This is a genomic window from Methylomarinovum tepidoasis, assembly GCF_030294985.1.
GTDB classification, from domain to species: domain Bacteria; phylum Pseudomonadota; class Gammaproteobacteria; order Methylococcales; family Methylothermaceae; genus Methylohalobius; species Methylohalobius tepidoasis.
This window is the reverse complement of the sequence record NZ_AP024718.1, coordinates 1,037,808-1,052,204: the sequence shown is the minus strand read 5'-3', so window position 1 is coordinate 1,052,204 and position 14,397 is coordinate 1,037,808. Positions and strand designations below refer to the sequence as shown.

Here is a 14,397-nt window from a genome sequence, read left to right as displayed (position 1 = left end):
TATTTTCCGCCCTGCCCGGCCGGCGTCAACCTCGACGCCTGTTGGAGAATTTTGCACTGTACTGTTTCTGGAGCCCCCTTGGTCCTTCCATCACAGTGATCCCAAGCGTCCTCACACAAATGGACAGGGCACCCCAGGGGATTTGAAATCAAGATTTAGTATTCAATTCCGCTGCCTTCCGGCCGATACAGGAAAAAACTCTGTACAAATCCCATCAAGGAGGGCGCCATGTCGAGTATTCTTGCCGGAGTCGATCAACGTACCCAGCTGGCCGGACACAACCGTCTGGAGCTGTTGCTGTTCCGCCTTCAGGGGCCGCAGCGTTTCGGTATCAACGTGTTCAAGGTCAAGGAAGTGATCTCCTGCCCGCCCCTGACCCAGGTGCCGGAAGCCCACCCGGTGATGTGCGGCATGGCCCATCTGCGCGGCCAGACCGTCCCCATTCTCGACCTGTCCAAAGGCATCGGCGGGCCAGCGTTGCCGCGGGACGGCAGCGGCTATGTCATCGTCAGCGAATACAACCGCTCGGTGCAGGGATTTCTGGTCCACGAAGTGGACCGCATCATCAACATGGGCTGGGACCAGATCAAACCGCCGCCCCGGGGGACCGGCAAGGACAGCTATCTGACCGCGGTGACCGAGTTCGAGGACGAACTGATCGAGGTCATCGACGTGGAAAAGATCATGAAGGAGATCATCGGTGGCGACGAGGAGGTTTCCGAAGGTATCATCGACAGCGAGGTCGTGGATAACGAACACCACATCCTGGTGGTGGACGATTCCATGGTCGCCCGCAATCAGATCAAGCGGGTGCTCGATCAGCTCGGGGTCGAATCCACCCTCGCCCGCGACGGTCAGGACGCCTACGAAAAACTGAGCGCCTGGATCGAAGAAGGCAAGGATCTCAACGATTTCCTCAGCATGGTCATCTCCGACGTGGAGATGCCCAAGATGGACGGCTACACCCTGACCACCAAAATGCGCGAACACCCGCAGATGAAGGGTCTCTACATACTGCTCCATACCTCTCTCAGCGGCGTGTTCAACGAGGCGATGGTGAAGAAAGTGGGGGCCGACCGCTTCCTGGCCAAGTTCTCTCCTGACGAACTGGCCACTGCGGTCCAGGAGCGCTTGCGCGAATACGACGCCAGAAAGGCGGCCTGATGGCGGGCGCCCGTGCCCTGGAGCTGCCGTCCCCCAATGGGGATGCGCTGTCGGCGGCTGCGTTTCGTGACTTCCAGCGCTTTCTGCGCGATCACAGCGGCATCACCCTGGGGGACGGCAAGCGCTACCTGGTCCAGAGCAGGCTGACTCAGATCCTGCCGGAAACCGGCCTGGGCAGCCTGGACGCCCTGATCGAGGCGCTGGTTCGCGGGCGGCTGCCCGGGAAAATCCACAGCCGCATCGTCGACATCATGACCACCAACGAAACCTTCTGGTTTCGTGACCGGGCCCATTTCGAGCTGTTGAAGGAGCGGCTGCTGGCCGATCTGAGCCGGCAGCGTTTCCGCACCCTTAGGATCTGGTCCGCTGCCTGTTCCACCGGGCAGGAACCCTACTCCATCGCCATCACCGCCCTGGAAGCCGTGCGCGAGGGGCGGCTGCCGCGGGCCAATCTGCGTATCGTCGGCACCGATCTGTCGCAACAGGTGCTGAAAACCGCCGCCGAAGCGGTCTATTCCGACCTTTCCCTCAGCCGCGGCCTGGCGGAACCGATCCGGCAGCGTTATTTTCAGCCTCACGTCAACGGCTGGCAGCTCAAACCCGAAGTCCGTGCCCTGGTCCGTTTTCAGCTCTTCAATCTCCTCAAAGCCTACACCGCCCTCGGGCGCTTCGATCTCATCTTTTGCCGCAACGTCCTGATCTACTTTACGCCGGAAACCAAACGCGACATCCTCCGACGTCTTGCCGCCACCCTCGAACCCGGCGGCTATCTTTTTCTCAGCAGCACCGAAACCCTGCCGGGGCCGATCGAAGCACTGCAACCGCTTTCCCTGCAGGGAAAGCGAGTTTATCGACGTCCGGCTTGAGTGGCAGAAATCCGTCACAGCGGCGAAATTTTGCCGCCACGCCCAACACGCAAACTCCAACTGCCTGATTTCTTTTAAAGCAAATTCTGGCATGGGAAATGCTAAATTACCTGCGAGGTCATTGCAGGTATCGGATAGTCCCATGAAGATCAGCTTTGCCAACGCCCTAGGGCTCCATCCACAAGCGCTCCAGCTCCGAGCCCGGCGCACCGAGGTACTGGCCTCCAATCTGGCCAATTCCGACACCCCACATTACAAAGCCCGAGATTTCGACGTAGACAGGCTGCTGCGCGGGCCGGATGCGCCCAAGCTGCCGCTCCAAAAAACCAGTCCGGATCATCTGTCGCTGGATGATGAGGATGCGCGTTTCCGTCTGCTCTACCGCGTCCCCCAGCAGGCCGCCTTGGACGGCAATACCGTCGAGGAGCACATCGAACAGGCCAAGTTCGCCGAAAACGCCCTGCGTTATCAGGCCAGCCTGCGTTTCGTCAACGGCAAGTTTTCCGGTCTCATGACAGCGATTCGGGGAGAGTAACCCATGTCCAGCCTCAAGATTTTCGACGTCGCCGGCTCCGGCATGAACGCCCAGATGCTGCGGCTCAATCTGACCGCCAGCAATCTGGCCAACGTCGACAGCGTCTCCAGCAGCATCGAACAGACCTACAAGTCCCGGCAGCCGGTGTTCGCAGCCCAGTTCCGCAACGCCTTCGACCGCCTTCACAGCACCACCACCGAAGTCAAGGTCCTGGGCGTGGTGGAAAGCCCGGAACCGCTGCGGATGGAATACGCCCCCAACCACCCCATGGCCAACGACGACGGCTATATCTTCAAACCCAACGTCGATCCGGTGGAGGAGTTGGCCAACATGATCGCCGCATCCCGTTCCTATCAGAACAACATCGAGGTGCTCAACACCGCCAGGGAAATGATGATGCAGACCCTGAAGATGGGGCAGTAAGCCATGAACGTGGACCGCCTTCAAGAACTGGGGCTGATGAAGCCTAAAAGCCCTGGAAAGCCGCGCAACGAACTGGGCCAGGACGACTTCCTCAAACTTATGACCACCCAGATGACCCATCAGAATCCCTTGAAACCGATGGAAAACACCGAATTCCTGACCCAGATGGCCCAGTTCGGCACCGTCTCCGGCATCCAGTCGCTGCAGAAATCCTTTGCCGACTTCGCCAAGGCCATCGGCTCCGACCAGGCCCTGCAGGCCGCCAATCTGGTGGGAAGGCAGGTGTTGGTGAAAGGGAACGAGACCCGCCTGCCTCCCGGCGGCGAAATCCGCGGCGCCCTCAAGCTGGACGCTCCGGCCACCGGGGTTCGGATCAAAATCGTCAATCCCCAGGGCATCACTGTCCGCACCCTGGAGCTGGGACCCCAGGACAAAGGACGGGCGCCCTTCAGCTGGGACGGCATCAAGGACGACGGCGAGTTCGCCGAGCCGGGCCGCTACCGTATCCAGGCCGAAGGTGTGGTCGACGGTGAAAACCAGGCTCTCACCACCCTGGTGCCGGCCACCGTGGAAAGCATCTCCACCGCCAAAGGTGGCTACGGCCTCAAGGTGGATCTGGAAGGTCTGGGCAGCGTCGACTTCAAGGACATCGAGCAAATTCTTTAAGGAGGTAATAACCCTATGAGCTTCAGCACCGCGCTCAGCGGCCTCAACGCCGCATCCACCGATCTGCAGACCACCGGCAACAACATCGCCAACGCCAACACCGTCGGATTCAAAAAATCGCGGGCGGAGTTTGCCGACGTCTATGCCAGCAGCTTCTTCGGTTCCGGCAAGACCACGCCCGGCAGCGGCGTGCGTGTGACCGAAGTGGCCCAGATCCATTCCCAGGGTAATCTGGAATACACCGAAAACGTGCTCGACATCGCCATCAGCGGCCGCGGTTTCTTTTCCCTGACCGACACTCCCAACGGCGAACCCACCGCCTTTACCCGCAACGGCGCTTTTCAACTCGATAAGAACGGCTACATCGTCACCGACCAGGGCAAGTATCTGTTCGGCTGGCGGGCGGATTTTTCCCAGGGAGCCTTGAAGGTGGAGACGACAAAAGGCAAACCCCAGGCCACTGACGAAGTAAAACTCAATGTGAATCTCGACTCTGCAGATTCAATACCCGCCATCACTCCTTTCGACCCGACGAAACCGGAATCCTACAACAAAGCCACTTCAGTCACGGTTTACGATTCCCTCGGCAACCCTCACACCATAACGAGTTACTTCGTCACCCAAAATCCCACCACCCCCAACACTTGGGACGTGTATCAATACATTGACGGCGCTTCCCTCGGAGGGCCCACCACCTTGGAATTCAACACCAATGGCGCGTTGATCAGCGTAGGTGGAACGACCGGCGTGACCAAGGCAACCTACCCGCCCTATTCCATTACAGGCGCCGACCCTCTGACGATCACCTACGATTTCGCCGATTCCACCCAGTTCAACAGCGACTTCAGCATTAACGCCATGAGCCAGAACGGTTTCCCGGCGGGAGATTTCACCGGCCTGGAGATCAGCGACGACGGCATCCTGTTCGCCCGGTTCAGCAACGGCAACGCGGAAAAGCTGGGACAGATCGCCCTGGCCCGCTTCCAGAACGAACAGGGCCTGACCAAACTGGGCAATACCATGTGGGGGGAAAGCACCCTTTCCGGAGAAAAACTCCTGGGGGCGCCGGGGCAGAACAATCTGGGAACGGTCCAATCCGGAGCTTTGGAAGCCTCCAACGTGGACCTGTCCAAACAGCTGGTACGCCTCATCGTCGCCCAGCAGAGCTATCAGGCCAACGCCCAGACCATCTCCACCGAGGACAAGGTCATCCAGACCCTCCTCAACCTGCGCTGAGGGAGCTGAATCATGGATCGCAGCCTGTTCGTGGTCATGAGCGGCGCCCGGGAAACCCTGCGGGCCCAGGCGTCGGTGAGCAACAATCTCGCCAACGTCAACACCACCGGCTTCAAACAGGATCTGGAACAGTTCCGCAGCATGCCGGTGTTCGGACCCGGTTATCCCAGCCGGGTCTACGCCCTCAACGAACGCCCGGCCACCGACTTCGATCCCGGACCGATCCGGAGCACCGGCCGCGAGCTCGACGTCGCCGTCAAGGGCGACGGCTGGATCGCGGTCCAGGCCGCCGACGGCTCCGAAGCCTACACCCGCCGCGGCGACCTGCGCATCACCCCGGAAGGGCTGCTGCAGACCGGCGACGGCCATCCGGTGCTGGGGGACAACGGCCCCATCGCCATTCCCCCGGCGCAGAAGGTCGATATCGGCAGCGACGGCACCATCAGCATCGTCCCGCTGGGGGAAAAACCCGACGTACTGGCGGTCGTCGACCGCATCAAGCTGGTGCGCGCCGCCCCGGAACAACTGGAGAAAGGCGAAGACGGCCTGATACGGCTCAAATCGGGCCAGCCGGCCGAGGCCGACGCCGGGATCACCCTGGTCTCCGGCGCCCTGGAAGGCAGCAACGTCAGCAGCGTCGCCGCCCTGGTGGACATGATCGAACTGTCGCGGCGCTACGAGCTGCAGGTGAAGATGATGAAGACCGCCGAGGACGACGCCGACACCGCCGCGCAGCTGCTGCGCATGGTTTAACCGAACCCCTCGCAAGGAGAAACGACCATGACCGACCGTGCCCTTTGGGTCGCCAAGACCGGCCTCGATGCCCAGCAGACCCGGATGGCGGTGATTTCCAACAATCTCGCCAACGTCAACACCACCGGTTTCAAGAAGGGGCGGGCCCTGTTCGAAGATCTGCTGTATCAGAACATCCGCCAGGTGGGGGCCCAGTCGAGTCAGAACACCGAGCTGCCCTCCGGCCTGCAACTGGGCACCGGGGTGCGGGTGGTGGCCACCGAGAAGCTCCACACCCAGGGCAACCTGATCCAGACCGGCAACGCCCTGGACGTGGCCATCAACGGCCGTGGCTTCTTCCAGGTGCTGCTGCCCAACGGCGACCTCGCCTACACCCGCAACGGTTCCTTCAAGCTGAACGCCGAGGGCCAGCTGGTGACCGCCAGCGGCTACTTTCTGGAGCCGGCGATCACCGTTCCCGCCAACGCCAAGAGCATCACCATCAGCGAGGACGGCATCGTCTCGGTCACCATCCCCGGGACCCCCACCCCCCAGCAGCTGGGACAGATCCAGCTGGCCGACTTCGTCAACCCCACCGGGCTCGAGCCCATCGGCGAGAACCTGTTCCGCGAGTCGGTGGCCAGCGGCGCCCCCACGGTGGGCAATCCCGGCGAGGAGGAGCGCGGCGCCCTGGTGCAGCATTCCCTGGAAACCTCCAACGTCAACGTGGTGGAGGAAATGGTCAACATGATCGAAACCCAGCGCGCCTACGAGATGAATTCCAAGGCCATCTCCACCGTGGACCAGATGCTGGGCTTCCTCAACAACAACCTGTAATGCGATGATGCGTCTGCCCGCTTTCGTCCCTTTGCTGCTGGCCGCCGGCTGCACCACCCTGCCAGAGTCGCTGCCGCGCCACAACGCCCTGTTCGCGCCAGCCACGCCCGCTTACCGGCCGCCGCCGCCACAACCCACCGGCGCCATCTTCCGCGCCAACCAGCACCTGACCCTGTTCGAGAACCTGACCGCCCATCAGGTGGGCGACATTCTTACCATCCGCCTGGTGGAAAACACCGACGCGACCAAGGAGTCCGAACTGGAAATCAAGAAGGGCAACAAGATCGGCGGCTCGCTGCCGATGCTGTTTGGAACCGCAAAGCCGCTGGGCGTCAACTTTGAAACCGACGCCAAGAGTACCAAAAACTACAAGGGAACCGGCAAGAGCAAACAGAACGACAAACTCAAGGGCACCATCACCGTCACCGTGGTGGAAGTGCTGCCCAACGGCAACCTGCGGGTCCAGGGGGAAAAACGCATCACCATCAACGAGGGCCACGAATACGTGCGCCTGGCGGGCATCGTCCGCCCGGTGGATCTCGACGCCGACAATTCGGTGCCTTCCACCAAGGTGGCTGACGCCACCATCATGTACACCGGCGAGGGCGCTATGGCCGACGTGAAACAAGTCGGCTGGCTGACCCGGTTCTTCAACAGCGTGTTCTTTCCCTTCTGAGGTGACGGCATGAAAGCAAGGCTCTGGCTCGGCATCCTGTTACTGGCGCTGGTCCCCCTGGCCCGGGGGGAACGGATCAAGGACCTGGCCAGCATCGCCGGGGTCCGCCCCAACCAGCTGATCGGTTACGGCCTGGTGGTGGGCCTCAACGGCACCGGCGACAAGACCAAGTTCACCGGCCAGACCCTGCGCAACATGCTCGCCCGCCTGGGGATCACCCTGCCGCCCGGCGTCGATCCCAAGTCCAAGAACGTCGCCGCCGTCGCCGTCCACGCGGTGTTGCCGCCCTTCGCCAAACCGGGGCAGACGCTGGACGTGACCGTCTCCTCCCTCGGAGACGCCAAGAGCCTGCGCGGCGGCACCCTGCTGATGACCCCCCTCAAGGGCATCGACGGCCAGATCTATGCCGTGGCCCAGGGCAACCTGTTGGTGGGCGGCCTGACCGCCAGCGGCCAGGACGGCTCCCGCATCACCGTCAACATCCCCAGCGCCGGGCGCATTCCCAACGGCGCCACCGTGGAACGGGCGGTTCCCTCGCCCTTCGGCAACGCCCGTTATCTGACGCTCAACCTGCACCGGGCCGACTTCACCACCGCCCAGCGCATCGCCGCCAGCATCAACCGCATCCTGGGACCGGACACCGCCCGTCCCCTGGACGCCACCTCGGTGCAGGTGGGAGCGCCGGTGGACCCGGCTCAGAAAGTGACCTTCGTCTCCATGATCGAGAATCTGGAAGTGGAGCCCGGCGAAGCCCCGGCGCGGGTGATCGTCAACGCCCGCACCGGCACCGTGGTCGTCAACCGCCACGTACGGGTGCGCCCGGCGGCGGTGTCCCACGGCAAGCTGGTGGTGACCATCCGGGAGAACCCAAGGGTGAGCCAGCCATCCCCCTTCGCCGGCGGCACCACGGCCGTGGTGCCCCAGTCCGACATCAGCGTCGAGGAACAGGGCAAGCACATGTTCGTGTTCGACCCCGGCGTTTCCCTCAACGATCTGGTACGGGCGGTCAACGCCGTCGGCGCCGCCCCCTCGGACCTAGTGGCGATCCTGGAGGCGCTCAAGAACGCCGGCGCCCTGGATGCGGAACTGATCGTGATCTAGGCCATGCAGAATCCGACCGCCCTCTACACCGATTTCACCCAGCTGGCCGAGCTGCGCCTGCAGGCCAGACAGGACCGCCACACGGCCCTCAGGGAAGCGGCCAAACAGTTCGAGGCCCTGTTCCTGGAGCTGATGCTCAAGCAGATGCGCCAGGCCAGCCCTGGAGATCCGATCTTCGACAACAGCCGCACCGATTTCTACCGGGAAATGTACGACCACCAGCTGGCCCTGCACCTGTCCCGGCAGGGCAGCGTCGGCATCGCCGACATGATCGTGCGCCAGCTCGGTGACGGGGAACCGGCCCGCCCACCCGCCATGCCCCAACCCGGCATCAGCCGTCAGGCGGTCCCGGCGGGGGGCGCGAAAAAAGCGGCGACTCCGGCACCGGCCGCGACACCCACGCCGGAACCTGCCCCGTCACGCTTCGAATCCCCGCAGCAATTCATCGCCGCGCTGCGTCCCAAGGCCAGAAAGGCGGCCGCCGCCCTGGGCGTCGATCCGGACCTGCTGCTGGCCCAGGCGGCGCTGGAGACCGGCTGGGGCAAACGCATCATCCACCACCCCGACGGGCGCAGCAGCCACAACCTGTTCAATATCAAGGCCGGACGCAGCTGGGAAGGCGACAGGGTCCAGGTGAACACCCTCGAATATCTCGACGGGGTGGCGGTGAAGAAGCGGGCCGCCTTCCGTGCCTACGACGATTACGACCAGAGCTTCGCCGACTACGCCGACCTGCTGCGCCAGCCCCGTTACCGCCGGGCCCTGCGCCATGCCGGCGATCCGGAAAAATACCTGCGCGCCCTTCAAGAATCGGGCTATGCGACCGATCCTAATTATGCGGACAAGATTCTTGCCATTTATCGGCATCGACGGGTGGCAGCACGCTAAGGAGTGAACGGTCATGGGAAGCGCTATCCTCGACATCGCCACCTCCGCCCTGCGGGTCACCCAACGGGCGCTGGACACCACCGGCCACAACATCGCCAACGTCAACACCGAGGGCTACAGCCGGCAGCGCACCGAGGTCGGCACCCGCGAGCCGCAGTTCAGCGGCGCCGGCTACTTCGGCACCGGGGTACAGACCACCGCCATCAGACGCGCCTACGACGAATTCCTCGACACCCGCCTGCGCAAGGCGACCACCGGCTTCGCCGAGGTGGACCGCTATTACGCCATGACCCGGCAGATCGACAACATCGTCGCCGATCCTGACGTCGGCATGGCCTCGGCGATGAAAAACTTCTTCAACGCTGTCCACACCGTTGCCGACGATCCCACTTCCATCCCTGGGCGCCAGACCCTGCTGACCGAGGCTGCCACCCTGACCGACCGTTTCAACCTCCTCGACAACCGCCTCAAAGAAATTGACGCCCAGACCCAGCGCGACCTGCGCAACCTGGTGGCGGAGGTCAACGCCACCGCCGGGGAGATCGCCCAGCTCAACCAAAAGATCGTCTACGAGCTGGCCCGCTCCCAAGGCAAGCCTCCCAACGATCTCCTCGACCGCCGCGACCTGCTGATTCAGCAACTGGCGGAGAAGATCGACGTTACCCCGGTCCCCCAGGACAACGGCGCCGTCAGCGTCTTCATCGGCAACGGCCAGAATCTGGTCAGCGATTCCCGCACCAGCACCCTGGGATTGAAGCCCAACGATCTCGATCCCAACCGCCAAGAGGTCACCCTCACCACCGGCGGCGTCACCACCACCATCACCCAGACCCTTTCGGGGGGCGAGCTGGGCGGCCTGATGCGCTTCCGTGAGGAGGTGCTGATCCCGACCCAGAACAAGCTGGGACGGCTGGCCGCCGGTCTGGCGCTGCGTTTCAACGATCTCCATGCCAAGGGATACGATCTCGACGGCAACACCAACCTAAACTTCTTCAGCCCACCGACGATCCCGGTGCTGAAGAATGCCAGCGGCAACATCACCGCCACTTACGCCGCCGATGCCAGCGGCAATCACACCGTCCAGAATCTGCAGGCCAGCGACTACCTGCTGGAATACGACGGCGCCAGCTACACCCTGACCCGGCTGAGTGACCGGACCCAAACCACTCTGACCGGCTTTCCGGCCACCATCGACGGCATCACCATCGATCTCGATGCCGCCAGCCCACCGGTGGCCGGCGACCGTTTCCTCATCCGCCCCACCGCCGATGCCGCCGGCCAGATCGCCACCGATCTGACCGACCCGCGCCGGATCGCCGCCGCCGCCAACGACACCAGCGGCGGCGCCATCGGTGATAACGCCACCGCCCTGGAACTGGCGGGGCTGGAATCGAGCAAGCTGCTTCTCGGCGGCAAAGCCACCCTGCAGGACGCTTACAGTCAGGCGGTCGCCGAGGTGGGCACGCTGGCGCGGGCGGCGGAGATCAGCCGCAGCGCTCATGAAACCGTCAAGGAACAGGCCCAACAGGCACGCGCGGAGGTCAGCAGCGTCAACCTCGACGAGGAGGCCGCCAATCTGGTCAAGTATCAACAGGCTTACCAGGCCGCCGCCCAGGTGGTCGCCACCGCCACCCAGACCTTCGACACGCTCATCGGGGCGATTCGGAGGTAACCACATCGTGAACGGTATCGGGACAGGGGCAGGGCATGGGTTCCAGGGACGCCGTGAACCCTTCCCTGGGGGCTCGATACCCGGCCATCCAGGCCGGGTACGCCCTTCCACCCATGCCCTGCCCCTGTCCCGGAGCCCTTCCACACCATCAGTCAGAGGACCGTAAACCATGCGTCTGTCCACCGCCCTGATGCAACGGCTCGGCACCAACGCCATCCTCGAACAACAGCGCCACCTCAACAAGACCCAGTTGCAACTGGCCAGCGGCGACCGGATCCTCACCCCCGCCGACGATCCGGTCGCCGCCGCCCGTACTCTGGATCTGGAAGAAGTCATCCGCAAGCACGAGCAGTACCAAAACAACATCAATACCATCGAAAACCGCCTGGGTCTGGAAGACGCCACCCTTGACGGCATGACCAACATCCTCCAGCGCATCCGCGAGGTGGCGGTGCGGGCCAACAACGAAGCCTCCCTGCGCCCGGAGGACCGACAGTACATCGCCCAAGAAGTACGCCAAGCGCTTGGCGAGCTGCTGGGGCTGGCCAACACCAAGAACGCCAACGGCGAATACCTGTTCGCCGGCACCAAGAGCCACACCCAGCCCTACACCGCCGACACCCTGGCCACCGACGGCTATTACAGATACCAGGGTGACGCCAACCAGCGCTTGATCCAGATCGGCCCCACCCGGCGCCTGGCGGATGGCGATCCGGGCAGCAACGTGTTCGAACGGGTGGAAACCGCCCGCATCGACGTGACCCCCGAGGACATCACCGAGGGGACGCCGACCACCGTGGAAGTGCAGAAGATTCCTGTCGCCGCCCTCACCCCCGGGGCTTCTTTCGAACTGGAAGTGGACGGGGTCAAACTGAGCGTGGGGCCGATGGACAAGGACCCGACCCTGACCGAGCTGGCCACCGCCCTCAACGCTGCCGCCACGGCGTTGCCCGCCCCTTTCACCGTCGCCGAGGGCCTGGGCGACGACGCCGGCAAGCTGGTGCTGACCTGGAGCAGTCCCGGCAGCGTCGGCGATACCGCCCAGCTGCACCGCTACGACAACACTTTCACCGCCATAGACCAGTTCGTCAAAGCGCTCGACGGCGACCTGGACGACAAAAGCGCCAAAAACCTCATCGGTGATTCCCTGCTGGCGCTCGATAACGCCCTGGAGAAGCTCAACAATGCCCGCGCCAGTATCGGCGCCCGCCTCAACGCTGTCGCTCAGCAGCGGCAGGTCAACGAGCGATTCGTGGTGGAAATGCAGAGCGCCCTGTCGGAAATAAGAGACCTGGACTACACCGAGGCCATCGCCCGCTTCAATCTGCAGCAGGTGGGGCTGCAGGCGGCCCAGCAGGCTTTCGTCAAAGTACAGAACCTGTCGCTGTTCAATTACATCCGCTGATCAGGCCAGCACCGCCACCGTCTCCCCGACCGCCAGTTCCCCCCGGGTCTCGTGGATGACGTTCTGGCCGAAATAGACGTGCTTGCCGCGGCGGCGGTATTTGGCCAGGGTCGCCAAAGGCTCCTGGCCGGTGCGGCGGCCGGTCTCGGGATCGACGGTGGTGATGACGCAGCGCGAGCAAGGCTTGGCCACGCGCATCGTGACGGCGCCGATGCGGATGCGCCGCCAGCTGTCCTCGGCGTAGGCTGCGGCGCCGGCCACCACCAGATTGGGACGGAAGCGCCGCATCGGCACCGGGCTTTCCAGGCGGCGGTTGAGATCGTCGAGGGAGGACTGGCCGATGAGGAGCAGGGGGAAACCGTCGGCGAAGGCGGTGCGCTCTCCGGGGGCGGCGTAGCGGGTGTCCACCTGGCGCTTGACGTCGTCCGGGAACCATACCAGCCGGCAATCGATGCCGATGGCCTCGCTCAGCCAGCGGTCGGCGGCCTCTCCCACCGGCGCCGCCTTCACGGTATCGCCCCAGACCGTCACCGCCAGGCGCGGCGCTTCTGGATCGGCCGGCGGCACCTCGAAGCTCCCCTGCCGCGGATGCCGTAACGTCAGCCTGCCCGCCGCGTCGATACGGGGCTGGATGCAGGCCATCCGGGGATGCTGGCGCTGGGTGAGGAATTTCCCCTCCCGGTCCACCACCATCCAGCGGCGGTCGAAGCGCAGGCCGAAGGCATCCAGTTCCCAGCGGTCCACGGCGATGCCGCCCAGGGACTTGACCGGGTAGAGATGCAGTTCGGTCAGGACCGGCGCGCTCATGGCTTGACGAACCCTCCTTCGGTCAGTCGCCGGGGATCGAGGATCTTCTCCAGCTCCTCCCGCGGCAGGCCGGTCATCTCCTCGGCCACGTCGATGACCGCACGCCCCTCCCGGTAGGCCCGCTTGGCGATCTCGGCCGCCTTCAGATAACCGACGATGGGGTTGAGCGCCGTCACCAGGATGGGATTGCGCGCCAGCGGGCGCTCGATGTTTTCCCGTTTGACCGCATAGCCCTCGATCGCCTTGTCCGCCAGCACCCGGCAGGCGTTGGCGAGAATTTCGATGCTCTGCAGCAGATTGTGGGCGATCACCGGCAGCATGACGTTGAGCTGGAAATTGCCCGACTGACCGGCGATGGCGATGGCGGCGTCGTTGCCGATCACCTGGACGCAGACCTGGCACACCGCCTCGGGGATCACCGGGTTGACCTTGCCGGGCATGATGGAGCTGCCCGGCTGCAGCGCCGGCAGCTCGATCTCCGCCAGCCCCGCCAGGGGGCCGGAGTTCATCCAGCGCAAATCATTGGCGATCTTCATCAGGCTACAGGCGATCACCTTGAGCTGGCCGGAAGCCTCCACCGCGGTGTCCTGGGCGCTGAGGGCGGCGAAGAAATTGCGGGCCGGCACGAACGGCAGGGTGGTCACCACCGCCAGGCGGGCGGCGAAGCGGGTGGCGAATTCCGGATGGGTGTTGATGCCGGTCCCCACCGCCGTCCCCCCCTGGGCCAGACGGTAGAGGCGGCGGCAGACGTCGCGCAATCGCGCCAGATCGTCGGCGATCTGGGCCTCCCAGCCGGAGGCTTCCTGGCCCATGCGCACCGGCATCGCGTCCATCAGATGGGTGCGGCCGGTCTTGACGATGTCGTCCAGTTCCGCCGTACGCGCACCGATGACCGCCCCCAGATGGGTCAGCGCAGGCAGCAGCTTTTCGTGGATTTCCAGGGCGGCGCTGACGTGGATGGCGGTGGGAATGACGTCGTTGCTGCTCTGGCCGAAGTTGACATGGTCGTTGGGGCTGACCGGCTTGCCGCAGATCCGGCTGGCGAGGGTGGCCAGCACTTCGTTGACGTTCATGTTGGTGCTGGTGCCGGAACCGGTCTGGAACACGTCCACCGGAAACTGGTCGTCGTGTTTGCCCGCCAGCACCTCGTCGGCGGCAGCGACGATGGCGTCGGCGATGGCCTCGTCGAGCAGTCCCAGGTCGCGGTTGACCTCAGCGGCGGTGCGCTTGATCAGCGCCACCGCGCGGATGAAGGCCTGCGGCATCCTCAGTCCGCTGATGGGAAAGTTCTCCACCGCCCGCTGGGTCTGGGCGCCGTAGAGGGCGTCGGCCGGAACCCGGACCTCGCCCATACTGTCCTTTTCGATGCGGTATTCGCTCATCGCTGCC

Annotated in this window: 15 protein-coding genes; 13 read left to right on the top strand and 2 right to left on the bottom strand. The window is 64.0% G+C overall.

The annotated features are described in order from the left end of the window. Positions 1–228: 228 nt before the first annotated feature. The 13 genes from MIN45_RS05335 to flgL all read left to right on the top strand — a co-directional run bounded on the left by MIN45_RS05335 (position 229) and on the right by flgL (position 12,201). The gene (locus MIN45_RS05335) at positions 229–1,164 is read left to right on the top strand and encodes a chemotaxis protein CheV (protein ID WP_286293867.1); all 936 of its coding nucleotides are present in this window, start codon (positions 229–231) and stop codon (positions 1,162–1,164) included. Beyond that, positions 1,164–2,030, top strand: coding sequence for a CheR family methyltransferase (locus MIN45_RS05330; protein WP_286293866.1), 867 nt, complete (start codon positions 1,164–1,166; stop codon positions 2,028–2,030). Before MIN45_RS05335 ends, MIN45_RS05330 begins: the two co-directional genes overlap by 1 nt. Before the next feature lie 142 nt (positions 2,031–2,172). Beyond that, positions 2,173–2,565 (top strand): flagellar basal body rod protein FlgB, encoded by a 393-nt coding sequence (gene flgB, locus MIN45_RS05325; RefSeq protein WP_286293865.1) that lies wholly within the window; start codon positions 2,173–2,175, stop codon positions 2,563–2,565. Between the two features lie 3 nt (positions 2,566–2,568). Continuing rightward, a complete protein-coding gene (flgC, locus tag MIN45_RS05320; RefSeq protein ID WP_286293864.1) occupies positions 2,569–2,988 on the top strand; it encodes a flagellar basal body rod protein FlgC in 420 nt (139 codons plus the stop codon). 3 nt (positions 2,989–2,991) lie between these two features. Then, positions 2,992–3,654 (top strand): flagellar hook assembly protein FlgD, encoded by a 663-nt coding sequence (locus MIN45_RS05315; protein WP_286293863.1) that lies wholly within the window; start codon positions 2,992–2,994, stop codon positions 3,652–3,654. Between the two features lie 15 nt (positions 3,655–3,669). Next, complete coding sequence (gene flgE / locus MIN45_RS05310) at positions 3,670–4,890, top strand: flagellar hook protein FlgE (protein ID WP_286293862.1); 1,221 nt, start codon at positions 3,670–3,672, stop codon at positions 4,888–4,890. Between the two features lie 12 nt (positions 4,891–4,902). Beyond that, positions 4,903–5,643, top strand: coding sequence for a flagellar basal-body rod protein FlgF (flgF, locus tag MIN45_RS05305; RefSeq protein WP_286293861.1), 741 nt, complete (start codon positions 4,903–4,905; stop codon positions 5,641–5,643). 27 nt (positions 5,644–5,670) lie between these two features. Next, positions 5,671–6,459 carry a flagellar basal-body rod protein FlgG gene (flgG, locus tag MIN45_RS05300; RefSeq protein WP_286293859.1) on the top strand — a complete coding sequence of 263 codons (789 nt, stop codon included), beginning with the start codon at positions 5,671–5,673 and terminating at the stop codon, positions 6,457–6,459. Between the two features lie 4 nt (positions 6,460–6,463). Further along, entirely contained in the window at positions 6,464–7,135 is a 672-nt protein-coding gene (locus MIN45_RS05295; protein WP_286293858.1) for a flagellar basal body L-ring protein FlgH, read from the top strand. A gap of 9 nt (positions 7,136–7,144) precedes the next feature. After that, positions 7,145–8,236, top strand: a complete 1,092-nt coding sequence (locus MIN45_RS05290) for a flagellar basal body P-ring protein FlgI (protein ID WP_286293857.1) — start codon at positions 7,145–7,147, stop codon at positions 8,234–8,236. A 3-nt stretch (positions 8,237–8,239) separates the two neighbouring features. Further along, complete coding sequence (gene flgJ / locus MIN45_RS05285) at positions 8,240–9,124, top strand: flagellar assembly peptidoglycan hydrolase FlgJ (protein ID WP_286293855.1); 885 nt, start codon at positions 8,240–8,242, stop codon at positions 9,122–9,124. A 13-nt stretch (positions 9,125–9,137) separates the two neighbouring features. Next, the gene (gene flgK / locus MIN45_RS05280; protein WP_286293853.1) at positions 9,138–10,796 is read left to right on the top strand and encodes a flagellar hook-associated protein FlgK; all 1,659 of its coding nucleotides are present in this window, start codon (positions 9,138–9,140) and stop codon (positions 10,794–10,796) included. Between the two features lie 169 nt (positions 10,797–10,965). Then, the gene (gene flgL / locus MIN45_RS05275) at positions 10,966–12,201 is read left to right on the top strand and encodes a flagellar hook-associated protein FlgL (RefSeq protein ID WP_286293852.1); all 1,236 of its coding nucleotides are present in this window, start codon (positions 10,966–10,968) and stop codon (positions 12,199–12,201) included. On the opposite strand, the gene MIN45_RS05270 is transcribed toward flgL, so the two are convergent. Together MIN45_RS05270 and MIN45_RS05265 are read right to left on the bottom strand one after the other, a co-directional pair. Continuing rightward, positions 12,202–13,008, bottom strand: coding sequence for an MOSC domain-containing protein (locus tag MIN45_RS05270; RefSeq protein ID WP_286293851.1), 807 nt, complete (start codon positions 13,006–13,008; stop codon positions 12,202–12,204). Next, positions 13,005–14,390, bottom strand: coding sequence for a class II fumarate hydratase (locus tag MIN45_RS05265; protein WP_286293849.1), 1,386 nt, complete (start codon positions 14,388–14,390; stop codon positions 13,005–13,007). Before MIN45_RS05265 ends, MIN45_RS05270 begins: the two co-directional genes overlap by 4 nt. Between the last annotated feature and the right edge of the window lie 7 nt (positions 14,391–14,397).

Excerpts from the sequence above, each read along its gene's own strand:
- MIN45_RS05295 (WP_286293858.1), top strand. The coding sequence starts at position 6,464 with ATGATGCGTCTGCCCGCTTTCGTCCCTTTGCTGCTGGCCGCCGGCTGC.
- MIN45_RS05335 (WP_286293867.1), top strand. The coding sequence starts at position 229 with ATGTCGAGTATTCTTGCCGGAGTCGATCAACGTACCCAGCTGGCCGGA.
- flgL (WP_286293852.1), top strand. The coding sequence starts at position 10,966 with ATGCGTCTGTCCACCGCCCTGATGCAACGGCTCGGCACCAACGCCATC.
- flgF (WP_286293861.1), top strand. The coding sequence starts at position 4,903 with ATGGATCGCAGCCTGTTCGTGGTCATGAGCGGCGCCCGGGAAACCCTG.
- MIN45_RS05290 (WP_286293857.1), top strand. The coding sequence starts at position 7,145 with ATGAAAGCAAGGCTCTGGCTCGGCATCCTGTTACTGGCGCTGGTCCCC.
- MIN45_RS05330 (WP_286293866.1), top strand. The coding sequence starts at position 1,164 with ATGGCGGGCGCCCGTGCCCTGGAGCTGCCGTCCCCCAATGGGGATGCG.
- flgJ (WP_286293855.1), top strand. The coding sequence starts at position 8,240 with ATGCAGAATCCGACCGCCCTCTACACCGATTTCACCCAGCTGGCCGAG.
- flgE (WP_286293862.1), top strand. The coding sequence starts at position 3,670 with ATGAGCTTCAGCACCGCGCTCAGCGGCCTCAACGCCGCATCCACCGAT.
- MIN45_RS05315 (WP_286293863.1), top strand. The coding sequence starts at position 2,992 with ATGAACGTGGACCGCCTTCAAGAACTGGGGCTGATGAAGCCTAAAAGC.
- MIN45_RS05270 (WP_286293851.1), bottom strand. The coding sequence starts at position 13,008 with ATGAGCGCGCCGGTCCTGACCGAACTGCATCTCTACCCGGTCAAGTCC.
- flgG (WP_286293859.1), top strand. The coding sequence starts at position 5,671 with ATGACCGACCGTGCCCTTTGGGTCGCCAAGACCGGCCTCGATGCCCAG.
- MIN45_RS05265 (WP_286293849.1), bottom strand. The coding sequence starts at position 14,390 with ATGAGCGAATACCGCATCGAAAAGGACAGTATGGGCGAGGTCCGGGTT.
- flgK (WP_286293853.1), top strand. The coding sequence starts at position 9,138 with ATGGGAAGCGCTATCCTCGACATCGCCACCTCCGCCCTGCGGGTCACC.
- flgB (WP_286293865.1), top strand. The coding sequence starts at position 2,173 with ATGAAGATCAGCTTTGCCAACGCCCTAGGGCTCCATCCACAAGCGCTC.
- flgC (WP_286293864.1), top strand. The coding sequence starts at position 2,569 with ATGTCCAGCCTCAAGATTTTCGACGTCGCCGGCTCCGGCATGAACGCC.